The organism is Actinomyces procaprae (genome assembly GCF_004798665.1).
Classification (GTDB): Bacteria; Actinomycetota; Actinomycetes; order Actinomycetales; family Actinomycetaceae; genus Actinomyces; species Actinomyces procaprae.
On the sequence record NZ_CP039292.1, the window covers coordinates 532,551 to 555,542 of the forward strand.

The 22,992-nt window shown below is 67.4% G+C and carries 17 protein-coding genes and 1 pseudogene; 7 read left to right on the forward strand and 11 right to left on the reverse strand.

Annotated elements, in window-relative coordinates:
* Positions 1 to 233: 233 nt before the first annotated feature.
* Positions 234 to 2,648 carry an AAA family ATPase gene (locus tag E4J16_RS02070; protein WP_136313115.1) on the reverse strand — a complete coding sequence of 805 codons (2,415 nt, stop codon included), beginning with the start codon at positions 2,646 to 2,648 and terminating at the stop codon, positions 234 to 236.
* Positions 2,649 to 3,585: 937 nt separating this feature from the next.
* Between E4J16_RS02070 and E4J16_RS02075 the strand changes: the two genes are divergently transcribed.
* From E4J16_RS02075 to E4J16_RS02105, 6 genes are all read left to right on the forward strand, one after another.
* Entirely contained in the window at positions 3,586 to 4,251 is a 666-nt protein-coding gene (locus tag E4J16_RS02075; protein WP_136313116.1) for a DUF6318 family protein, read from the forward strand.
* Positions 4,252 to 5,314: 1,063 nt separating this feature from the next.
* Complete coding sequence (locus E4J16_RS02085) at positions 5,315 to 6,439, forward strand: Gfo/Idh/MocA family protein (protein WP_136194157.1); 1,125 nt, start codon at positions 5,315 to 5,317, stop codon at positions 6,437 to 6,439.
* Positions 6,440 to 6,703: 264 nt separating this feature from the next.
* Entirely contained in the window at positions 6,704 to 7,720 is a 1,017-nt protein-coding gene (locus E4J16_RS02090; protein WP_136313118.1) for a sugar phosphate isomerase/epimerase family protein, read from the forward strand.
* Position 7,721: 1 nt separating this feature from the next.
* Positions 7,722 to 8,114: a C-glycoside deglycosidase beta subunit domain-containing protein gene (locus E4J16_RS02095; RefSeq protein ID WP_136194156.1), complete on the forward strand. Its 393-nt coding sequence runs from the start codon at positions 7,722 to 7,724 to the stop codon at positions 8,112 to 8,114.
* 62 nt (positions 8,115 to 8,176) lie between these two features.
* Positions 8,177 to 8,599, forward strand: a complete 423-nt coding sequence (locus E4J16_RS02100) for a C-glycoside deglycosidase beta subunit domain-containing protein (protein ID WP_136313119.1) — start codon at positions 8,177 to 8,179, stop codon at positions 8,597 to 8,599.
* Positions 8,600 to 8,613: 14 nt separating this feature from the next.
* Entirely contained in the window at positions 8,614 to 9,615 is a 1,002-nt protein-coding gene (locus E4J16_RS02105; RefSeq protein ID WP_136313120.1) for a TIM barrel protein, read from the forward strand.
* Between the two features lie 548 nt (positions 9,616 to 10,163).
* Here E4J16_RS02105 and E4J16_RS02110 read toward each other — a convergent pair.
* From E4J16_RS02110 to E4J16_RS02130, 5 genes and pseudogenes are all read right to left on the reverse strand, one after another.
* Positions 10,164 to 12,185: an ABC transporter ATP-binding protein gene (locus E4J16_RS02110; RefSeq protein WP_136313121.1), complete on the reverse strand. Its 2,022-nt coding sequence runs from the start codon at positions 12,183 to 12,185 to the stop codon at positions 10,164 to 10,166.
* 2 nt (positions 12,186 to 12,187) lie between these two features.
* On the reverse strand, positions 12,188 to 13,939 hold the full coding sequence (locus tag E4J16_RS02115; RefSeq protein ID WP_136313122.1) for an ABC transporter ATP-binding protein: 1,752 nt from the start codon (positions 13,937 to 13,939) through the stop codon (positions 12,188 to 12,190).
* 45 nt (positions 13,940 to 13,984) lie between these two features.
* Positions 13,985 to 14,254 (reverse strand): LbetaH domain-containing protein, encoded by a 270-nt coding sequence (locus E4J16_RS02120; protein WP_168708184.1) that lies wholly within the window; start codon positions 14,252 to 14,254, stop codon positions 13,985 to 13,987.
* 64 nt (positions 14,255 to 14,318) lie between these two features.
* Positions 14,319 to 14,486 (reverse strand): annotated as a pseudogene (locus E4J16_RS16155) (helix-turn-helix domain-containing protein); the annotation flags it as partial.
* Positions 14,431 to 14,799, reverse strand: coding sequence for a hypothetical protein (locus E4J16_RS02130; RefSeq protein ID WP_136194151.1), 369 nt, complete (start codon positions 14,797 to 14,799; stop codon positions 14,431 to 14,433). The pseudogene E4J16_RS16155 and the gene E4J16_RS02130, both read right to left, overlap by 56 nt.
* Before the next feature lie 109 nt (positions 14,800 to 14,908).
* Here E4J16_RS02130 and E4J16_RS02135 point away from each other — a divergent pair, with 109 nt between their 5' ends.
* Complete coding sequence (locus tag E4J16_RS02135) at positions 14,909 to 15,178, forward strand: hypothetical protein (protein ID WP_136194150.1); 270 nt, start codon at positions 14,909 to 14,911, stop codon at positions 15,176 to 15,178.
* Between the two features lie 612 nt (positions 15,179 to 15,790).
* On the opposite strand, the gene E4J16_RS02140 is transcribed toward E4J16_RS02135, so the two are convergent.
* The 5 genes from E4J16_RS02140 to E4J16_RS02160 all read right to left on the reverse strand — a co-directional run bounded on the left by E4J16_RS02140 (position 15,791) and on the right by E4J16_RS02160 (position 22,103).
* The gene (locus E4J16_RS02140; protein WP_136313123.1) at positions 15,791 to 16,576 is read right to left on the reverse strand and encodes a sulfite exporter TauE/SafE family protein; all 786 of its coding nucleotides are present in this window, start codon (positions 16,574 to 16,576) and stop codon (positions 15,791 to 15,793) included.
* On the reverse strand, positions 16,573 to 17,430 hold the full coding sequence (locus E4J16_RS02145; protein WP_168709441.1) for a cytidylate kinase-like family protein: 858 nt from the start codon (positions 17,428 to 17,430) through the stop codon (positions 16,573 to 16,575). The genes E4J16_RS02140 and E4J16_RS02145 overlap by 4 nt, the downstream gene beginning before the upstream one ends.
* On the reverse strand, positions 17,423 to 18,895 hold the full coding sequence (locus E4J16_RS02150; RefSeq protein WP_136194147.1) for a glycoside hydrolase family 1 protein: 1,473 nt from the start codon (positions 18,893 to 18,895) through the stop codon (positions 17,423 to 17,425). Before E4J16_RS02150 ends, E4J16_RS02145 begins: the two co-directional genes overlap by 8 nt.
* Before the next feature lie 126 nt (positions 18,896 to 19,021).
* The gene (locus E4J16_RS02155) at positions 19,022 to 20,932 is read right to left on the reverse strand and encodes a beta-glucoside-specific PTS transporter subunit IIABC (RefSeq protein WP_136194146.1); all 1,911 of its coding nucleotides are present in this window, start codon (positions 20,930 to 20,932) and stop codon (positions 19,022 to 19,024) included.
* Positions 20,933 to 21,191: 259 nt separating this feature from the next.
* A complete protein-coding gene (locus E4J16_RS02160; RefSeq protein WP_136313125.1) occupies positions 21,192 to 22,103 on the reverse strand; it encodes a MurR/RpiR family transcriptional regulator in 912 nt (303 codons plus the stop codon).
* Positions 22,104 to 22,992: the final 889 nt, after the last annotated feature.

Below are 22,992 nucleotides of genomic sequence, written 5' to 3' on the forward strand. Positions count from 1 at the left end.
CTGCCGGGTTGTGCCCTCCGGGCGGGCCGGCCGGCACAGGAGACGGCGCGCTGCGCGATGCGGGCCGGCGGTGGGAAGTCGATGAGAGCGGTGCTCGTGGAGGACCAAATGGCGGCCCCGGCGTGCCCGCGACATATTCAGTGTCGCAGGCACGCCGGGGCCGTCTCTTCCCTGCCGATACCGGGCGAGCCAACTCGCGGATCGGGTACTCCCGCACCCAGACTGGGGCGGCGTCAGACGTTGGTTATGCCCAGGTGGTCCAGTAGGCCGGGCACGTTGATGCCAACCCCGTCCGCGGGGGTGCGCACCACATACTCGGCGATGGCGGCCAGCGGGTCCGGGCCGAGCGCGGCCTGCACGTGGGCGAACTCATCGGGCAGGCCGGTCTGCGCTCCGGCGTAGATCCGCTCCAGCGCGCTGCGCAGCCGACGGCGGGTGCGGTACTGGTCGTACTTGACCTTGACCATGTGCTGACGGGCGTCAGTGAGCACCACGCCTTCCACGGGACGGTCCTGGCTTGCCAGCGCATCGTCGTGGAGCACCCGGTCCAGCTCGACGCGGGACCCCACAGTGGCCAGCACCTCCACGCATGCCAGGCCGAGCCCGGCCAGCTCAGCCAACAGCTCGTCGCGACGGCGGAAGGCGAAGCTGTTGTCAATGACAGCTAGGGCCGTGACCTCGGGACGGTGTGACTCGTCCACGAGGTGGGGGTCGCAGGGCAGCGTGACCTCGAGGGCCACTGACACGTCGTGGTCGGACAGGAAGCTCATGAGTAGTCGGCGCGCCTCACCGGCTACTGCCCGCTCCACCGCCTGGGCTGCGGCCTGACCGTGGCCGGTGTCCCCGGCCTTGGTCCACACGTGAAGATCTCCGTCCAGGGCGAACATGATGCCGAGGAACCCGTTGACCTTGCGGGTCAGGGTCACGGGGTAGGTGAGTTCGTCCAGGGTGGTGCCGCGCTCACCGACGTTGAAGAACTTGTCGAACCCGCGGCCCACGACCTTCCCATCGCGCACGAACAGCCCGCGGGCGGTGGTGGTCAGCTCATCCCAGTTGCCCTTGAAGAAGGCTCGCCGGGTGAACATGTAGGACACCACCCCGTCAGGTCCCTCGCGTCGACGGATATCCGGGTGGGCGTCCAGGCGGGCGACGACGTCGGAGCCGGAGTCGGCAACGTCGCAGGCGCCCCCGTCGTCGCGGTACTCCTGGACACGGACCTCCAGGGCGCCACCCTTACCGGCCCGCAGGCGGGCCACGCGCAGCGCGCCGCCATCCTCCACCTGGTTCTCCAGGTTGTAGACGCCCGCCACGGCGTCGGCAGGGGCGGGGTGGCTGTGATGCGTACCGTTGCGGTGACCGTGGAGCTGGACCACCTGCCCGTCGTCCAGGACCAGGAGCTCGTCGACGTGGTCATAGGTGGAGCGCCCCGAGTAGGTCAGGGCACGCCGGGAGGTGCCGTACATGAACTCGTGGTCAACCAGGTGCGCCAGGCCGCAGCCCGACTGCCGCCCGGCCAGGGCACGCTCCAGCGCCGCCTGAGTGACGCCCCCGTGAGTAACCACGCACACGGTGTCACAGCCGTGGACCTGGAAGGTACACAGCGGCACAGTACGCCGCAGCAGGCCCAGGATGTCGCGGTCGCTGTAGCGGGTCCTGATCTGGTCACGGCTCGTGCTGGTCTGTTCGGACGGCCGACCGATACGGCGGATGAGCTGCAGCATTCGCAGCTCGTGGTTTCCCTGGATCAGCACCACGCGGGTGGGATCAAGGGCACGCACCTGTTCGAATACGCCCAGCGCGTCGGGCCCGCGATCGAATAGGTCACCTGCGAACACGATCACGTCACCGTCGGGGGTGTCGGCCAGCGCCTGGGACAGTGCATGGGAGCACGACTGGACGTCACCGATGACCGTCACGCCCTGGGTGGTGAGCATGACGTCCTCGGCGGAGAACAGGCTGGTGCCGGTGGCTGCGGCCGCGGAGGTGCCAGCGGCAGGGGCGCCGTCGATCGACGGGGCGTCGTCGATCGGCGAGGCCGTGCCATCCGCACAGGGTGCGGCGACAGGCGCTGCGTCGGCGTCGGCCCCTGGCGCGCCGGCAAGCGGTTCGTCAGACGCACCGGCGGCCACGTCTGCCACGGTGTCCGCGTAGGAGAAGAACCTGGCCACAGCGGCCGGGTCGGTGGGGCTGATCCTCTCTACGGACCCCACCACGGCATTGGCCTGGGCGCGCTGGAGCATACGCTCCAGGGCGGCCTCGTCCAGCCTGTCGGGACCACGGGTGATGTTTCGCCGACGCAGTTCGGCGTCGCTGATGCCCTCCTGGCAGTCCACCAGGCCCACCCGGTAGTGGTAGCGCATCGCCAGCTCACGCCACTGGTTCTGCTCCTTGGGGGTGAGATTGGTGGAGTCGACGACGACAGTGGCTCCGCGGCCCATGCGCGCCTCGGCGGCGTCGAACACCATCCGCCAGATCATCTTTTCCGCGCCGCCCAGCAGCGAGGTGGCGCCGTCCAGGGTCATGGCGCGCGGGTACACGAGTTCACGAAACTGGTCGGCAGAGACCACTAGGTTCTCCAGCCCATGGCGACGTATCCAGGTGGTCTTGCCACTCCCGGGCGCCCCTCTCATCAGCAGTAACCGACGCATTTTCTTATTCTCCTTCCTGTCAGTACCTCGTTTCAGCTTTCCGTTATCCGTCGACTCGTTCGCAGTCGTTTGCCAGCACGCGTGCGCTCATGCTCCCTCACAGTCGGAGTGGTCTGCGGTCCGACGGCGACTGGGCCAGGCCACCGGGTCGAGCTGCCGCGGGGGAGTCGTGGGCTTAGCGCCCTGGCGTTTTTTGGCGGGGAGCAGGCCCGACGACGCCGGTGTGCGTAGCGCGGGTCCGTACCGCGGCTCCTAACGCTCCTACGGGGCTGATTGACGTCACAGTCCCGGCCGCGAGACCCTTGCGAAAGGGAGGGCCTGCGGGCTACCCGGAGCCGTAGCGCGAGCGCTCACCGCCATTCCTGGAACGGCAGTTACCCGCGGAACCCGGAACGCCCTGAGGTCCTGCTTTTCAAGAGCAGCCAGCCATTCGCGCGCAATGCCGCGAGGTGCGGGCACCACCCGTGCCGGAGCTAGGGACGGCTCAACTGAGCTTTCGTCGTGGACTCAACTGCTCTCGCCCCCGCGTGGCTGCAATGCGCACGTCACTCTGGTGCCGTTTGACATGAAGCAACGACACTGGAGGCATTGAGGATGAGGACAGCACGGGCCATTTATACATCCTTGATGGCTCGCTGGCAAGACGTGCTCCTGGGGCGGGGTGTCCGCGCGGACCCCGGCAGGCCTCGGCGCCGTCGGCCTCGCGGCTTGACAGGCCAGGTCGTTTCCGGGGTGATCGTAGGACTGAGCTAGCCGGGGGAGGGCGGTGAGGCGGCGGTGGTGCAGGGGTCAGACGCCGGTTCTGTGGTGGGTTTTCCACAGGCGCTGACTCCGGGGTGGCGCCACCGCGCTGGTCTCGGTACGGTTGCGGGCGTCGGTGACAAGCCGGCATCCCAGCTAGTCCCATCCGGGTCCTCACTGAGGAGGCCGCCCTCTCATGTCCGCTACTCCCGCAACCCGCTCATCCCGCCGGCGCCGCAGACCACTGTCCACTGTTTCCCTGGCCCGGCTCGCCGCCGCGCTCGGCCTGGTTCTCCTCGGGGCCGGCTGCTCGCACGACAGCGGGGCGAGTGGCCTGCCCACCCCTGCCTGGACCCCCTCGCCCACCGCCAGCGCCACGCCCACGCTCCCGCCCGAGCAGGCCGAGGCCAGGGCCACCGCCCTGGCCATGGAGCCCCCGGACCCCTACACCCCGGAGTTCACCCCCACCGGCGCAGCCGACGCAGCCACATACTTCTTCGAGCTGTTCCCGTACGTATTCGCGACAGGCGACCTGGACGCCTGGAAGAACATGAGCGAGGACAACTGTTCCTATTGCGTAACCGTATCCGACAATGTCAAAGAACTACACGATTCGGGCGGCTGGGCCGATCCCTGGGAGCAGGAGATCACGCCGCTGGAGTGGTGGACCGACCAGGAGGACCCCAACCGCTACGTCGTACGAGCAGACGTCACCTCACATGCCCACACCGAACATCCGGGAAACAACAATCCCCCAAGAACAGTCGAAGAGTCTCGCGGCGTTTTTCTGTTGCAGGCATATTGGACCGACGGCTGGAAAGTAGAAGCAGTTCAGCTTGAGGAAGAGGATGACTCAGAATGAGGCTGGTTTGCACAATGCGCAGGACTGCCTGGGCCTCGGCATTGCTACTACTTATCTGGTTTGTCGCCCCGAGCGTGAATGCCGACGAGCCCCCGCTGAGTGACGTCAAAGCTGGCGCGCATGGTAATTCTGTGACTGTTTCTGGTGGGCGGTCGCAAGAGGTGGTGGAGTCGGTTCCGGGCGCGCCGGTCCCCGGGGGCGGCTACCCCGGAGGCGCGCAGCAGCCAAGCGCCGAGGGCGTGCGCTACAAGTACGGGCCACCCACCCCCAGTGCCCCTACGGCACCATCTCCTCCCCAGCGGCGTACGCCCCATCTGGCTAAAGTGCCTGGACGCCCCCCAGCACCGCCGGAGGCACAGTAGTAGTCACGTCACCGCCACCGACGCCGCCACCCTCCTGGCCGACGGCTCGGGCATCACCGCCAGCCCCCGGGCGACCAGGTCCTGATCAGCAAGGACTTCATCGTCTACACCAGCCCCGACACCCAGGTACTGACCACCACCGTCGCCGGCACCCCGGTAACCATCCACGCCACCCCCACCAGCTACACCTGGGACTGGGGCGACGGCACCACCACCACAACCACCACCCCCGGAGCCCCGTGGCCCAACCAGACCGTCACCCACGCTACACCCACACCGCCCAAGACGTAACACCACCCTGACCACCACCTGGAAAGCCACCTACACCCCCGCCGGAGGCACCACCACCCCCATCACCGGAACCATCACCACCACCAACACCACCACCCCCTACGACCTCGTACGCACCCTCACCTACCTCACCGACCAAGCCGAAACCCAACAAGGACACTGACACCACCACCCACACACCACCCACACACCACGCCGGAACCGAACCCTCCCCAGACCGCCACCACGGCGCGTCCCAGGACACCGGTCCGACGTCGTCCGTCACTTATGCACGCACAGGGCGTAAGCCTGTGCGGTTGGCCTTGGGTTCGGCCACGCTTGCCGAGTTGAATCGATCCTGTGAGGCGGGAACGCATCCTGCCGGGCCCAGCCACCGCCGGCGGGCTCAACCCGAACACAGGAGTTCAGACATGAGCAAGAAGCTTCGCATCGGCATCGTGGGCCTGGGATTCATCGGAACCCAGAAGCACCTGGTGGGCCTGGCGCAGCACAAGGACAAGTGCGAGATCGTCGCCTTCTGCGACTTCGACATTGAGCGCGCCGAGGCCGGCAAGGCCCAGTGGGGCAACGAGGACGCCTACACCACCACCGATTACAAGGACCTCGTGAACGACGACTCCATCGACGTCATCCACGTGTGCACCTGGAACGCGAACCACTGCGAGATCACCTGCGCCGCCCTGGAGGCCGGCAAGCACGTCATGGTGGAGAAGCCCATGGCCGTCACCGGCGAGGACGCCCGCAAGATGCGCGACACAGCCAAGCGCACCGGCAAGAAGCTCACCGTCGGCTTCCAGTACCGCCAGCGCGAGGAGTACCAGTTCCTCAAGGCCCTGGCCGACGAGGGCAAGTTCGGCGAGATCTACGCCGCCAAGGCCCACGCCACCCGCCGCCGCGGCGTGCCGATCTGGGGCGTGTTCACCGACAAGACCAAGCAGGGCGGCGGCCCCCTCATCGACCTGGGCGGCCACTCCATCGACGTCGCCCTGTGGCTGATGAACAACTACGAGGTCGCCTCCGTCACCGGCGTGGTCAACTACAAGCTGGCCGACAAGCCCGCCGGCAACATCGGCGGCGAATGGGACCCGGCCACCTACGAGGTTGAGGACTCCGCCTTCGGCTTCGTCACCTTCAAGAACGGCGCCTCCCTGTTCGTCGAGGCCTCCTGGGCCCTGAACATCAAGGCCGCCCGCGAGGGCTGCATCACCATCATGGGCACCGAGGCCGGCGCCGAGACCATCCAGGACCCGGCCGGCTCGGCCAACCTGGTCGTCGACGTCAACTCCATCGAGGGCGGCAAGCAGGTCAACACCGGCTTCGGTGAGGGCGGTGCCTACTTCTCCGCCGGTGCCGCCGGCGGCGCCCAGACCGGCTTCTCCTACATGGGCGGCCTGGAGGCCGGCCTGTGGCTCGACGCCATCCTGAATGACACCGAGCCCTACGTGACCGCCGACCAGGCCGTCGTCGTCACCGAGATCCTCGACGGCATCTACAAGTCCGCGGCCCAGGGCGGCAAGCCCGTCTACTTCGACTGACGGCCCGACGGCGTCGCTCGCCCGGCCCGACGGCGTCGCCCGCCCGGCCCGACGGCGTCGCCCGCCCGGCCCGACGGCGTCGCCCCTGCCGCAGTCCTAATCCATCAATACCCGCCGCACCGTCCCGGCCGCGCCCTCGGGCGCAGCCTGACGGACAGCAACAGGTTCGGCCCCGGTCCCCACCGCGGGGCCGGGGCCGAACCGCACCGCGGCCGGTTCCCGGCCGCACCAACCTGCAAACCGCACTCAGAGAGGAGCGCATCAATGACCTCGCAAATCAAACGCGGAGTCAGTCTGTACTCATATCAGCACGAATACGTTCACGGCACCATGGACCTCGAGGATTGCGTCGCCGCAGCCGCCAAGGAGGGTGCGCTGGGGATCGAGACCCTCGGCGAGCAGATGATCCCCGGTTTCCCCTTCCCCGGGCAGGCGGATCTGCCGGACTCCTTCTACTCCTGGTGGCAGGACCTCATGGCGAAGTACGGCACCACGCCGACCGTCCACGACATGTTCCTGGACACCAAGCGCTACCGCGGCCGCCTGCTCAACCACTCCGAAATGGTCGACTCCCTCAAGCGGGACATCCGGCACACCGCCAAGCTCGGCGCCAAGGGCATCCGCATCATCGTCAACACCCCGCCCGAGGTCGTCGAGTCCGCGGCCCCCTATGCGCGCGACCACGGCGTGTGGATGGGCGTGGAGGTCCACTCGCCATACTCCTTCGAGGACGACTGGATCAAGCGGCACCTGGAGGTCGCCGCGCGCGTGGGCTCCGACGTCGTCGGCTGCGTACCGGACATGGGCATCTTCGTCCACAAGCTGCCGCGCGTCGTCGTCGACCGGGCCCTGCGCGACGGCGCCGACCCGGAGCTGGCCCACGAGATCGTGAACACCTACAACTCCCACGGCGACACCCAGGCCCTCTTCGACCGCCTGGAGCGGCAGGGAGTCGACGGCGTCACCCTGGGCCTGGCCCGCAATGGCATCCACATGATCGCCCAGCCCGTGGACTGCCTGCGCGACCACGCCGAGTTCATCAAGCACATCCACGCCAAGTTCTACGAGATGCACCAGGTGGAGGGCTTCGACTACTGGCACGAGTACTCCATCCCCTACCACGAGATCGTCCCCGTCCTGGAAGAGATCGGCTACGACGGCTACCTCTCCAGCGAGTACGAGGGAAACCGCCACATCGAGGACGCCGAGCCCGTCGACTCCGTCACGCAGGTCGCCGCCCACCAGAACATGCTCAAGGCACTGATCGGGAAGGAGAACTGACATGTTCGACGAGATGATCATTCGCGAGGGAAGCGTCCGCAACGTCACCGGCCCCGACGGCGAGGCGGTGGGCTTCTCCTTCGAGGCCCACATCCCCTACTACCGCGGCCTGGGACTGTCCATGATCGAGACGCCCGACGTCGTCGTCGACGGCGAGGCGGTGCCCGCGGAGGACCTGCGCTTCACCTACGACGGCGTGACCCGCACCTTCGCCGAGCTAGCCGACGTCTCGGACGTGCGCTGGGAGCTGCGCACCTTCGCGACCATCACCGTCCTGCGGCCCGGCGGCCTGGCCCCCGGCGAGCACGACGTGCACGTGAACCTGCGCCTGCGCGTGTCCTACCTGCCGTTCGTCTCCGAGAACCGCTTCACCCGCAGGGTCGCGGTGGCCTAAACAGTGTCACCTCACTGCTGCCTCACTAGCTACCAAACTCGAACCAACCGAAGGAATCACCCATGCCCACCAAATTCATGAAGCTCGGCTTCGACGAGCAGGTGCTGCGCCGGCTCGCCAACGACTCCGACGGCTACGTCCTCGACGTCGGCCTCAACTACTACCGCGGCACCCCGATCTCCGCCGTCGAGCGGATGGAACTGAGCGTCGACGGCGAGCGGGTCGACGACGACCGCATCCTGGTGGAGATCAACGGTAAGTTCCTGCGCCTGAAGCAGGTGCCGCTGGCATTCACCGAGTACTGGGGCGTCAAGACCCCGATCCGCCTGCACGTGACCGGCGAGCCGCTGGCGGCCGGGCCGCACCACGTCGACTTCGTGTGCGAGGCGCGCGTCGTCTACATGCAGTTCGCCCCCGGCGTCTACGGAATGTTCGACGCCTCCGCATCCGCCACCCTCGCCGTCGCCGAGAACTCTGAGAACTGAGGAGCAAGACCACCATGGCAACGATCAACGGCATTGAACAGGGCATTTCCTGCTACAGCTACACCCAGGAGTTCATTGAGAACGACGACTGGAGCATCAACACGATCTTCGAGCATGTCGCCGCCAAGGGCGTCAGCAAGGTGGAGCTGGTCGGTGCCCAGACCTTCCAGCAGTACCCCACCCCGCGGCCCGAGGAGATCGACGCAGTGCTGGCCGCCGGCGCCAAGCACGGCGTGGAGGTCTTCTCCTACGGCGGTTACGTGGACCTGGGGCGCATCACGGGCTACCGGATGAGCCGGGAGGACATCCTCTCCGACATCCGCCTGGACATCATGACCGCCCGCAGTCTCGGCGCGAAGTATCTGCGCGCCACCGGCTTCGAGCCGGAGCTCGCCCCCGCCGTCAACGACCTGGCCGAGCGCTACGGCGTGCAGATCGGCTTCGAGATCCACGCCCCGCACACCCCGGCCGACGCCACCACCCGCGGCTTCATGGAGACGATCGAGAAGAATCAGCTCGGGTGCTTCGGACTGGTGCCCGACTTCGGCATGTTCATTGAGCGGCCCACCGAGATCGCCATCAACCGCTACGTGGGCCTGGGCGCCAAGCGGGAGACCCTCGACTGGATCATTGCCAACCGCCACAACGGCATGACCGAGGAGGAGATGCAGGAGCACGTCGCCAAGAACATGGGCGGCGGCGAGGGGGAGAAGGTCGCCATCTCCGAATGGTTCGGCTACCTGTCCTTCGCGCCGGCGGAGCTCGACTCCTTCGCCGCGATGGTGCCGTATGTGAAGTACGTGCACGGCAAGTTCTACCACCTGGAACTCGACGCGGATGGCAAGGTCTTCGAGCCGACGATCCCGTATGAGAAGGCACTGTCCATACTGGCCGACGGCGGCTTCCAGGGCGCCTTCATCTCCGAGTATGAGGGCCACGCCTTCTACCTCAACGACGCCGACGAGCAGCTCGACCGCCACCTGGCTCTCGGGAAGAGCATCCTCGAGAGCCTGTGACGGGACGGACCGGCCCCGCCCCTCTCGCCGAGATCGGTAGATCTTACGTACCGAGGTCGGTAGATCTTACGTGCCGAGGTCGGTAGGTGTTACGTGCCGAGGTCGGTAGTTGTTACCGTACCAACGTCGGTTGAAAAGGGCGGCTGCTCTGGCAATTGGGGCGGTGAAAACGGGCTCTTCCGGTTCGAGGGGGTGGTGGTTCCAGCTTGGGTTGCGCGGTGTGGGTTAGTGGTTGGGGCGATGAGGTAATCGTCGGGCCGACGAGGACGACCCCGCTGCAGGCAGGACGGTCGTCGATGGGATCATCTGCAACGCCACTTCGGGGTTAACAACGCTACTTGACGGTCTGCTGAAGGGCACTGAGGTGTACAACAGACGGTTAAGTAGCGTTGTTAACGTCCAACCGGCGCAGCAGACACCCAGCCCGGCGCCATCACCACACCCACAAACCGAAAGCGCCGGTTTTGGTCGATATGGCTCATCCCCGTAACCATATCTACCGACCTCGGTACGTAAGATCTACCGACCTCGGCGGCGGGGAAGCGGGATCACTCCAGCTCGAAGGCGCCGGTGTAGAGCTGGTAGTAGGTACCGCGCTGCTCGATCAGCTGGTCGTGGCTGCCGCGCTCGATGATGCGACCGTGGTCCAGCACCATGATCGCGTCCGAGTTGCGCACCGTGGACAGCCGGTGGGCGATCACGAACACCGTCCGGCCCCGCATCAGGTTGTCCATGCCGGCCTGCACCAGTGCCTCGGTGCGGGTGTCGATGGAGCTGGTCGCCTCGTCCAGGATCATCACCGGCGGGTCGGCGACGGCGGCGCGCGCGATCGACAGCAGCTGCGCCTGCCCCTGGGACAGGCTCGAGCTGTCGCCCGAGATCACCGTCTGATACCCGTGCGGCAGACGGCGGATGAAACCGTCGGCATTCGCCAGCTTCGCCGCCGCGATGCACTCCTCATCGGTGGCGTCCAGGCGCCCGTAACGGATGTTGTCCATGACCGTGCCGGTGAACAGGCGCACGTCCTGCAGCACCACGCCCAGTGAGCGGCGCAGGTCCGCCTTGGCGATCTTGTTGATGTTGATGCCGTCGTAGCGGATCTTGCCGTCGTCGATGTCGTAGAAGCGGTTGATCAGGTTGGTGACCGTGGTCTTCCCGGCGCCGGTGGCGCCCACAAAGGCGATCTTCTGCCCGGGCTCGGCCCACAGGGAGACGTCGTGGAGAACCTCCTTGACGCCGTCGTAAGAGAAGTCGACGTGCTTCATGACGATCTCACCGCGCAGCCGCGTGTAGGTGACCGTGCCGTCCGCCTGGTGGGGGTGACGCCAGGCCCACACGTCGGTCTTGTGATCGGCGGGCTGAACACCGCCGTCGGGCGTCTCGACGGCGTCGACCAGACCCACATAACCGCCGTCCTGCTCGGGCTGCTCGTCGATCAGGGCGAAGACGCGGCCGGCACCCGCCAGGCCCATGGCGATCAGCGCGACCTGCTGGGAGGCCTGGTTGATGGTCTGGGACAGCTGCCGCACCATCGTCAGGTAGGAGACGATGATGCCGACGGTGATCGTGCCCATGCCGGCGAAGCCGATGTTGGTGACCTGCAACTGAATGAGCAGACCACCCACCATGGCGACCAGCACATACAGCAGGTTGCCAAGATTACCCATGACGGGCCCGAGGATATTGCCGTACTGGTTGGCCTTCTCCGAGTCGGAGAACAGCTGCCGGTTAAGGGCGTCGAAGTCGGCCTTCGCGGCCTCCTCGTGGTTGAAGACCTGGACCACCTTCTGCCCGCCCATGATCTCCTCGATGAAGCCCTCCTCGGTGGCCAGCGACTGCTGCTGGGCAACCATGTAGCGCGATGACTTCCCGCCGAGGTTGCGGGTGGCGCCGACCATGATCGCTGCCACCGCCAGCACCAGGATCGTCAGCCACAGGCTGTAGTAGAGCATCATCGCCAGCATGGCGCCCAGTGTCAGACCGGACTGGATCAGGGTCGGCACCGACTGACCGATCAGCTGGCGCACGGCGTCGGTGTCATTGGTGTAGGTCGACATGATCGCGCCGTGCGCGTGGGTGTCGAAGTACTTGATCGGCAGGGACTGCATGCGGTCGAACATGTCGTCACGCATGTGCTTGAGCGAGCCCTGCGTTACCACCGCCATGATCCGCGAGTACAGGAAGCTGGTGATCACACCGAGTGCGTAAACCACCCCCATGGCGGTGATGATCCGCACAAGCGTCGGCATGACGGCGTCCAGCCCCATGCTCAGGCCGGGGGTGATCACCTCGTCGACCACCCGCTGCATGAAGATCGAGGCGATGGTGGAGGCCACCGAGGCGATCACGATGCTGACGGCGACGATGATCAGTTGCCACGGGTAGTAGTGGAATACGTAGGCGAGCAGGCGGCGTGCCGGGTGCTCGATATGCGGCAGGTCGTGCGGGTCGGGCTGCTCGTTCCGGCTCGGCGCGGACCGGTCGGCTTCGGCTGGGGAGGTGCCGACGACGGCGGTCGCCTCACCGGAGCCGGGGCGCTCCTCGGGCTGGTGCTTGCGGTTGGGCGCCATGGTCAGGCCACCTCCTGTTCCTGACTGGTGCGGTTCTGCGAGGCGTAGATCTGCTGGTACTCCCCGCCGGCCGCCATGAGCTCGGCGTGCGTGCCGCGCTCCAGGATGTGGCCGTCGTCGAGCACGATGATCTGGTCGGCATGCTCCACTGAACTCAGGCGCTGGGCGATGATGATCTTGGTGGTGTCCGGGATCTGCTCGGCGAAGGCGCGGCGGATGAGTGCGTCGGTGCGCGTGTCGACGGCGGAGGTGGAGTCGTCCAGGATCAGGATCTGCGGCTTCTTCAGCAGGGCGCGGGCGATGCACAGCCGCTGCTTCTGGCCGCCGGAGACGTTGGTGCCTCCCTGCTCGATGCGAGTGTCGTAGCCGTCGGGGAACTGGCGGACGAACTCGTCGGCCTGGGCGAGCTCGCAGGCGTGGATGAGCTCGGCGTCGGTGGCGTCGGGGTCGCCCCAGCGCAGGTTCTCCTTGATGGTGCCGGCGAACAGGACGTTCTTCTGCAGGACGACGGCGACGGCGTCGCGCAGGGTCTCCAGGTCGTAGTCGCGCACATCCACGCCACCCACGGTCACCCGGCCGGAGGTGGTGTCATACAGGCGGGAGATGAGCTGGATGAGGGTGGTCTTGGCCGAGCCGGTTCCGCCCACGATTCCGAGGGTGGATCCCGACGGGATCGTCAGGTCGATGCCGTGCAGGACGTCGGACTCGGCGTCGTCGGAGTAGCGGAAGGAGACGCCCTCGAAGCGGACCTCGCCGTCGGGAACCGAGGTGCGTCCGTCGGCGGGAGAGGTGAGGCTGGGACGGTGCTCGATGACCTCGGCGATGCGGTTGGCGGACTCCACCGACATCGACACCATAACGAAGATGAACGCGAGCATCATCATGGAGGCGAGGATCTGCACGCCGTAGGTCATCAGGGAGGAGAACTCGCCTGTGGTCAGCTCGGTCGCGCCGCTGGCCACAACCACGCGCGCGCCCAGGTAGTTGACCAGCATCAGTGCCACGTAAATGAAGAAGACCATGATCGGGCCGTTGAGGGCGAGGATCTTCTCGGCGTAGGTGAAGTCCTTGCGGACCTGTTGGGAGGCGGCGCGGAACTTCGTCTTCTCGTGCTCCTCGGTGACGAAGGACTTGACCACCCGGATGGCGGAGACGTTCTCCTGCACGGAGTTGTTCAGGGCGTCGTACTTCTTGAAGATCCGCCGGAAGATTGGGAACACGTAGGCGGCCAGGCCGATAAGTGCGCCTCCGAGCAGCGGCAGCATGATGATGAAGATCAGCGCCAGGCGCGCGTTGATCGTGAGCGTCATGATGATGGAGAAGACCACCATCAGCGGCACGCGCACGGCCACGCGGATGATCATCTGGTAGGCGTTCTGTACGTTGGTGACGTCGGTGGTCATGCGGGTCACCAGCGACGACGTCGAGAAGTGGTCGATGTCCGCGAAGGAGAAGTCCTGCACCCGGTAGAACAGGTCCTGGCGCAGGTTGCGGGCGAGGCCGGCGGCGGCTGTGGCGGCGCGCACGCCGGACATGACGCCGCAGGCGAGCGAGATGAGCGCCATGACCACGAGTGCCAGGCCTATGCGCAGGATGGGGCCCATGGAGCTGCCGGTGAGTGTGTCGATGAGCTCGGCCATCATCAGGGGCAGGATGCACTCGAGCCCGGCCTCGCCCACCATGAACAGCGGCGCCTGCAGCGACGGCTTGCGGTACTCACGCAGGCTGCGCATGAGTGTGCGTACGGTCTTCACAGAGGTCTTCCACCAATTGTTCGGGCGGTTGGATGGCGGCATAGTCTACCGAGCCGCGGTTCCCGGGCACAATGTGCACCGGCGCAGTATTGGTGATATGCGGTTGAGGGTGGCCTCAGTCGCCGTCGAGTGCGCGCACGACCCTGGCGGGTATACCCCGGCGACGACGCTCCCGCCGGGCACGTCCTTGGTGACGACGGCGCCTGCGGCCACGACGACGCTGCTGTCGATGGTCACGCCCGGCAGCACGGTGACGTTGCCGCCCAGCCACACGTGGTACTCCAGGCCGACCTCGAGCCTGTCGAGCTCGCTCATTGACTCCGGGGGAATGCCCGAAATAGCCCTGGTAGGCCCGGTAGAAGTTGCTCGTGCTGGAGTAGCCCACGGTCCGGGTGATCTCCTCCACCGGCAACGTGGTCCGCTCCACCAGCAGGGCGGCTCGTTCCACGCGCAACTGGAGGACCAGTTGGGAGAAGTTCTTGCCGGTCTCCTTACGAATCAGCGTGCTCAGGTAGTTGGGGTGGTAGCCCAGGCGGTCGGCCAGCACCCGCAAGCTTGCCCTGCCCAGGTCCCGGGATTGCGTGTCGGACGTGCTCTGCCCGCCATTCCCGGGCCACGAGCTCCACCAGCGCCAGTGCCAGCGGCTTGAGCACCTGCTGGGAGTCGCCGCGGCAGTTGGCGTATTCCACCATCATGATCTCCAGCAGCCCGTGCACGGGGGAGGAGGCGGGGATGGTGACGTGCCGGAAGGCGTCACTGAAGGTGTCGTCGCGCAGACCCAGATAGAGGTCCAATAGCTCGGCGTCGGCCATGACCGGTGGGAGGAAGTCCCGGTAGAAGGCCTGGGCGCGCACCAGCACGCCCACAGTGGTGCACTGGTCTCCCGCGCTGGAAGCGCAGCGCGTAGCCGTTGAAGGGCTGCCCGGCGTACATCTGGCCCCCGTGGACGGTCACCAGGTTCCCGGGCCGGTGGCTGAGCGCCCGGTAATCGCCCTGGTAGGCGTAATTGAGGAAGAAGAACCCGTGGCGGTGGAAACGCTCACCAATGCTGCTGCCGCGGAAGGCACAGACCATGACGTCCTCGTCGTCCCCGCCGAACCACTCGAAGCCGACCTCGGCGCCGTCGGTTCCGGGTACCTCCCGGATGGAGAAGTGTCCAAATCCGGCATAAACGAGTCGGCGAGGGCGGTGCTCGTTTCGCAGATCGTTGGAATTACACCATTCCTCCAGCCACCATAAGACGCACCGGTGGTGTTCGTGCCGAATCTGGACAGCACGCGGGGCGTTCACTGGGAGTGGGCGTGGACGGGTTCGCGCTGGGGCTGTGCGCCGCAGCCGGGGCGGAGGCGACGGGAGCGTCGGTGGGTCGGCCCGGAGGCGCGGCAAGGCGAGCGGGATGGCTTACTACGCCGATTCGCCGTCTACTACGCCGGTCAGCGGTCGGTTGAACGCCTGACAGGTACACAACCGACCGCTAACCGGCGTACCCAACGCCGAAGTGGCGTAGTAGAAACGGCCGACTATGAGCAACGACGACCTCGTATAGCCCCCCGTGATAGCAGAACTGCTGCAGCAGCTGGTTGACTGCGGACCGCGGAAGCACCGGGGCGTTTAGAAGGAGGTGTCGAAGGCCGAACCCAGTCGGCGCGACGCAGATGCCTCCGGCAAGCGCACTCCCAACAACACTTCAAACCCGGAGGACTAACGAAGCCTCCTCCTAGCTATACCGGCAGCGGTAAGGGGCACAGGTCGGAATCGGCATGGCGCGCTCAGCCACCAACCATTGAGGGCGCGCCACTGCCATATCGACCGACCTCAATGGTTATAGCGAACGACCTCGACGAGAGAGGGCTAGGCGGTCAGTCCGGCGGTCAGGTTGCGGGCGGAGACGGCTAGTAGCGCCGCCATGAGCACAATGTAGAAGCGGCGCACCGCGGCGTTTGAGCAGCGGCGGTTGATCCGTGTGCCCACCAGCCCGCCGACGACGGCCGCAGCCACCACCACCGGCAGGGCCCGGAACGTGAAGTCGGCGGGCACGCCACTGATGGCCACCGCGGCCAGCTTGGTGATCTGGGAGAAGAAGATCGTCGCCAGCGAGTAGACGGTCGCCTCCTTCATCTCGAAGGAGAACAGCAGTGTCAGCAGGGCGATGTTCAACGGCCCGCCGCCGATCCCGAGGAACACCGAGATCGCCCCCAGGAACACCCCGACCGCGGCCACCGCCGCCGCATTGCGCAGCCGCCAGTGCGGCAGGCGCTGCGCCGCCAGCGTGTAGGCGAGGATGCCCAGCAGGGTGACGCCCAGCAGGCCCGCCTGGACCGCCTTGATCCGTCCCTCGCCCAGCGAGTCCGCGGCCAGGTTGAACAGCCGTTCGCCGATCCAGCCGCCGGCCATGGACCCCGCCGACACCGATATGACCAGGCGCGCCTCGAAGCGGAAGCCCGCCCGCAGCTGGGCCGCGATCGAGACCAGGCACATGGCGAATACCGCCACCGCCGAGTACACGCCGATGGAGGCGGCCCCGTGCACGCCCATGAGGTCGAGCAGGGGCTTGATGATGACGCCGCCGCCCAGGCCGGCCACCGCTCCCGCGGTGGTGGCGGCCAGGACGACGACGGCGTACAGGGCCTCGGTCACGATCGGGCCCAGGTACGGGTGAACTCGGCGACTCGGGCGGCCGCCGCCTCGGCGTCGAGCCGCACCGGGGCGATGGCCTCGATGAGTACCTCGGCGCATTTCTCCCGCGACAGCACCCCGCTGTTCAGGGCGAGGTCATAGCCGCGCAGGTCGCCCCAGCCGGTGGGGGAGACGGCGTGGTGGTAGGCGGCGCGGGCGCGGTCCTGAGCGGCGATGTGGCGGTCGAGTTCGGTGGCCGTGGCCCCCACCAGCTGCGGGAAGTGCGGGTCGTACTCGGCCCGCGGTCGCAGCGCCTCCCGGTCGCTGCTGTAGACCATCACCCGCAGCACGTCGTCGCGTCCCGCCAGGAGCGCCGTCGCCGCACGTCCGTGGATGATGCAGGGCCCGGCGTCGGCCGCGGCCCGGATCGCCCGGGACAGCGCCGCCTGTACCTCGGCGAGTGGGCGGCCGTCCGGGAGCTCCGGGGAGATCGTGGCCCCGGCGACCGTGGAAGCCCCGTGGGACGCGGCGGGCGCTGCAACCGAATGCGTGCCGGCTGCGGCCTCGGCGGCCGCGGCGTCGGACAGCACCCGGTCCAGGCGGGCCAGGTACTCCGGCGTCAGCCAGTCCCCGCCCGCCAGGGTGCACAGCTCCCGGTCCTCCACCAGCTGCATGCCGGTGGCCGCACCGGCGATCACGGAGATCCATCGCCCCATGGAGCAGTACTCGCTGTCCATGGCCACCGCGCGGATGCTCCGGCTGGGCAGCACGGTGCGGGCCACGGAGTCGTCGACGGCGGCGCCGGCCCCGGTGGCGTGCGCGCGGCCGCCACCCGCGCGATCCCGACCATCGCCTACAGCGGCGCCCTCACTCATCGCCCGCCTCCTCCGCGTCCTCCGTGTCGGCCGCCTCCGCAGCCGCGTCGTCGGCCCCCTCATCCCCGAGCCAGGCGCCGTTGGAGGCGATCACCCGCCGGTACCAGTCGAAGGAGTCCTTGCGGTACCGCTTGAAGGTGCCCTGCCCGGCGTCGTCGACGTCCACGTAGATGAAGCCGTAGCGCTTGGACATCTCCCCGGTGGAGGCGGCTACCAGGTCGATCGGCCCCCAGGAGGTGTAGCCCATCACCGGCACGCCGTCGATGTCGATCGCCTTGCGCATCTCCCGCAGGTGCCGGCGCAGGTAGTCTATGCGGTAGGGGTCGTGGACGGTGCCGTCGGCCTCCAGGGCGTCCACGGCGCCGAGCCCGTTCTCCACCACCATCACCGGCAGCTGGTAGCGGTCGTACAGGAGGTTCAGGGAGTAGCGCAGTCCCATCGGGTCGATGCCCCAGCCCCAGTCGGAGCGCTCGATGTGGGGGTTGGTGTAGCCGGTGTCCAGGCCGTTCAGGCCCCGCAGGATCCCCTGGGTCTTCTGCCCGGTCACATGCGTCATGTAGTAGGAGTAGGAGATGAAGTCCACGGTGCCCGCACGCAGGACCTCCGCGTCGCCGTCGCGCACCGGCAGCTCGATGCCCTCCCGCTCCAGCTCGCGCAGCTTGTAGCGCGGGTAGGCGCCGCGGCACTGCACATCGCAGTAGAACAGCATCTTCTGCATGAACTCCATGGTGCCGATGACATCGGCCGGATCCGGGCTGGCGGGGTAGGCGAAGTGCCCGCAGAACATCATGCCCACCTGGTTGTCGGGGTCGATCTCGTGGGCCAGGCGCACCGTGCGCGCGCTGGCCAGGAACTGGTGGTAGGCGGCCCGCATGCGCACCGCCTCATCCTCGGAGTCGATGCCGCCGGCGTTCCACGGGTTGGTGGACATCACATTGATCTCGTTGAAGGTGAGCCAGTGGCGTATCCGCCCCCGGTAGCGCTCCAGCAGGGTGCGGGCGTAGCGGACGTAGAAGTCCACCACCTTCCGGTTCTCCCAGGAGCCGTAGCGTTGCAGCCCCAGCGGGTTCTCGAAGTGACTGATGGTGACCAGCGGGGTGATGCGGTACTTCTCCAGCTCGTCCAGGATCCGGTCGTAGAAGGCCAGGCCCGCCTCGTTGGGCTCGGTCTCGTCCCCGCTCGGGAAGATGCGCGACCAGGCGATGGAGAAGCGGTAGACGTTGAAGCCCATCTCCGCAAACAGGGCGATGTCCTCGGCGTAGCGGTGGAAGTGGTCGATGGCGGTGTGGCTGGGGTAGAACTCGCCGGGCTCGACGCCGTCGGTGATGCGGCGCTGCTTCACGCCGCGCACGCCCGCGGTCAGTACGTCGGCGGTGGACGGTCCCTTGCCGTCGGCGTCCCAGGCGCCCTCGATCTGGTTGGCGGCGGTGGCGCCGCCCCACAGGAAGTCAGCGGGGAATCCCATGGTCTGGTTCCTTTCAGTGCTGGTCAAGTGCTGGTTGGGTGCTGGTTGAGTGCTGGTTGAGTGGTCGGTGCGGATGGTCGGTTTCGGACCCGCATTTGCGGGACTGGGCGGGTGCGCCGGACGGGCTCAGGTGGTCAGGACGAGCACGTCGTCGCCGGCCGCGACCGGCCCGGAGGCGGCCGGGCGCACCGAGGAGTACTGGGCGGTGTTGGTGACGACGACGGGCGTGGTCACCTCGTAGCCGGCGGCCTTGATGGCCTCCACGTCGAACTCCACGAGCAGGTCCCCGCGCTTGACCGCGGCGCCCTGCGCCACGTGGGTGGTGAAGTGCTCCCCGTCCAGGGAGACGGTGTCGAAGCCGATGTGCATGAGCAGCTCGGCGCCCGCAGCCGTGGTCATGCCGACGGCGTGGCCGGTGGGGAACATGACCGTGACGGTGCCGTCGGCGGGGGCCACCAGGCGCCCGGAGGCGGGGACGATGGCGATGCCCTCGCCGAGCGCGCCCCCGGAGAACACCGGGTCGGACACCTCCGCCAGTGCGATCGCCTCCCCGTCCAGGGGCGCGTGAATCTCCTCGTCGACGATGGTCACGTCCTTCTGGTTGCCCAGGTCGTCTGCGCCGTTAGCGGGCGCCGCAGCACCTTCGACGTTGGCGGCGTCGGCCTGCTCGTCGATGCCCCAGGCCAGGGAGATGACGAAGGCGGTCAGGAAGGCGATGACGACGGCGACGATCGCCCAGATGAGAACGGACAGGTTGCCGGGCTCCTCGGGGTTGATGTAGGAGGGCAGGGCGAGCAGGCCGGGGGCCACCTGGGCGAAGCGGCCCACACCCATGACGCCCACGACCAGGCCGCCCACGCCGCCGCCGATCATGGCGGCGATCAGCGGCCGCTTGAAGCGCAGGTTGATGCCGTACAGGGCCGGCTCGGTGATGCCCAGGACGGCGGTGAACCCGGTGGAGGCGGCCACGGAGCGGGTGTTGACGTCCTTGGCGCGCAGGGCCACCCCCAGGGCGGCGCCGCCCTGGGCGACGTTGGACACGAGCATGCCGGGGCCGACGAAGGGGTCGCGGTGGGTGGTGGCCAGCAGGTTGATGCCGATGGGAATGATCGCGTAGTGCATGCCCACCATGACCAGCAGCGGAGTGAGCGCGCCCATGAGCGTGGGCACGAGCCAGGGCGCCACCCCGGAGATCGCGTTCACGCCGGCGGCCAGTCCCTGCCCGGCCCAGTTGCCCAGCGGCGCCAAGACCACGAATCCGGTCACGCCCACCACCAGCGAGGTGATCAGCGGCGTGGAGACCATGTGGACGGCACTGGGCATGATCCGCTTGGCCAGCGGCTCCACGTAGGACTGGAGCCAGACCATCAGGAAGATGGGGATGACCGAGGAGGAGTAGGTGCCGGCCTGCACGGGCAGGCCGAACAGGCTCAGGGACGGACCCCCGTCTTGGGCGGCACCGGCCAGGGACACGAAGGTCGGGTGGATGAGCATGGCCCCCAGGGCGGCGGAGACATACGGGTTGACCTGGAACTTGTGGGCGGCCGACACCCCGATCAGCACCGGCAGGAAGTAGAAGGCGGCATCCCCCATGAAGGTGAGGAACTGGTAGCTCATCGACTCGGCGTCGAGCAGGTGGGCGGCCAGCAGGATGGCGGCGATGGCCTTGAGCATGCCCCCGCCCACGATGGCCGGAATGATGGGGAAGAAGGACCCGGCGATCATGTCCAGGGCACGCGCCAGCAGGTTCTTGTCCTCCTGCGGGCCCGCCCCGTCGGCGGGTGCGGTCGCGAAGGACGCCTGGGAGTTGATGTCCTGGTAGACGTCGGCGACGCCGGGGCCGATGACCACCTGGTACTGGCCGCCCTTGGCGACGACGTCGATCACCCCCTTGGTGGTTTTCAGGGCGGCGGTGTCCGCCAGGGACTCGTCCTTGAGAACGAAGCGCAGGCGGGTGGCGCAGTGGCCGAGGCTGGAGACGTTGTCCTGGCCACCGACCTTCTCCAGAATCGTGGAGGCGAGCTGGGAGTCAGCCATTGAGAACTCCTTGGTGCGAGGCGGGAATGCGAGGCGCTCTCAGTTTGCGTTGGTTTTCCGGCTATATGTGGGTCGGGGTCGATTCCTCGAACAGTGTTTCGCCGCGGCGGGATCGAGCAGACGTCGGCGCTGGAACAGTGTTGCGGCCGTGGGACGGGGAGCCGACGGGGCCGTAACGGCGTCGGCGGGTCAGGGGAGGCGGCGACGGCGGGGTGGGAGGTGACGACGGCGAGGAGCAGCGGGGGACGCCGTCGTCGGGTCAGAGGGTTCCGGCGTCGTCGTCCCGGCGGCTCCAGCGGTCGCGCAGCACCGGGTTGGTAGAGCCGCGCCGGAACTCATAACCGTGGACGAGCGCAGTGCGGTGACGCAGATTCGCGTCGTGATCCAGGTTGAAGACCGCCGAGTACAGGGAGTCGAGGAGGAACAGCGTGGACAGGGACATGGCGTAGCCGCCGAGCTTCTCCACCAGGCGCTCGCGGGTGGACACGTGCAGCACCAGGTCGGCCAGATCCGCCAGGCGGCTGCGGCCGTAGGAGGTGATGGCGATGAGTGCGGCGCCGCGACGGGTGGCCATGGCGACGGCCCGCAGAGTGCCCGCGGTCTCGCCCGAGTAGGAGATGGCCAGCGCCAGGTCCTCCTTAGCCAGCGTCGAGGCGGTGTAGAAGCCGCGGTCCGCCAGGGGGTGGACGGTCACCTGCCGGCCGATGCGACTCATCTTGTCGGCGAAGTCGGCGGCGACGTCGGCCTGCACGCCCTGGGAGAAGACGTGGACGGTGCGGGCGGCGGCAATGCGCGCGGCCGCCGCAGTGAGGACGGCCGGGTCCAGCAGCCCGGCGGTGTCGTCGATCGTCTCGTGGTAGAGGACGGTGAGCTTCCCGGCGAGGGACGCGTCGTCGTCGGCCGCGGTGAAGGGGTGGTTGGCGTCGATATCGGTGAAGGCGCTGGACAGGTAGCGCAGTTCATCCAGGTAGGCGTCTCGGAAGTCCGGGTAGCCCTCGAAGCCGAGGCGCTGGCACAGACGGACCACGGTGGAGGGGGCGGTGTGCACCTGCCGGGCGATGGCCCGGGCCGATAGTCCGCGGATGGCGGCACCGAGCTGGAGCAGGTGGTCGGCCACGGCGCTCTCCGCCGCCGAGAACCCGGTTTTGTCCTGCAGATCCTCCCTGATCATTCAGTCATGGTAGCGGGTGGGCGGGGCCGGGGGATGAGTCTCATCGCGGCCTTGACGGCCCCGTTTGGCCGGGTAGATGGAGGACTGGCCGTCTTCCGGGTGTGGTTCCTGGCATGGCGCGGTGGCCGGCAAGGGATGCTCAGGCAGCCCCGGCCGGTGGACGGCTGGTGGACGGCTGGTGTGCTTCGGTTGACGGTTCGTGGGTTTCGACGACGGTTCATCACTTGGCACCAACGGTTCGCCACTTGTTGCGACGGTTCGCGGGGTAGACACACGAACCGTCGCAGTTCCTGACGAATCGTCGACCCGAACACACGAACCGTCACCGGAGATGACGAACCGTCAACCGGAAGGCACGAACCGTCGTCGTAAGAGACGAACCACCGCGAGACGACCCACCCGGACCGCCACGCGCAAGCAGGAGGACCATGCGCCCAAACCCCACACACTCACACCGATAACCCGCGGTGTCCGGGCGTACGTCCGCGGGGGCCGTAGCAGGGATACGGGCCGACGGCGCCTGCGGCGGGTGCAACAAAGGCCGGAGACCTCGCTGTCTCCGGCCCGAATGCGTTGGCCTCGTCCTGCACGTGCAGGGGGCGTGATTGCTCGTGATCGCTACTGACGCGGCGCGTCGGCCGGTCAGGGGTGAGTGGTCACTGCTGCTCGTCGGTGGTCTTCTCGGTGAGGCGGTCGTTGACGGCCTCGGCGATGGCGCGAGCGGTGTTGGCGTCGATGGCGCTGAAGAACATGTGTTGCTCCTTTAGAAGAGTTGAATCGGTGTTGTTTGTACCGCCGAGCTGACCCAATCGGATCGCCCGGGCATTCGGGCCATCCGAGCCGGTTACCTGCTCGGTGGCTGGTGGCATCACGCTATCAACGCCGGTGG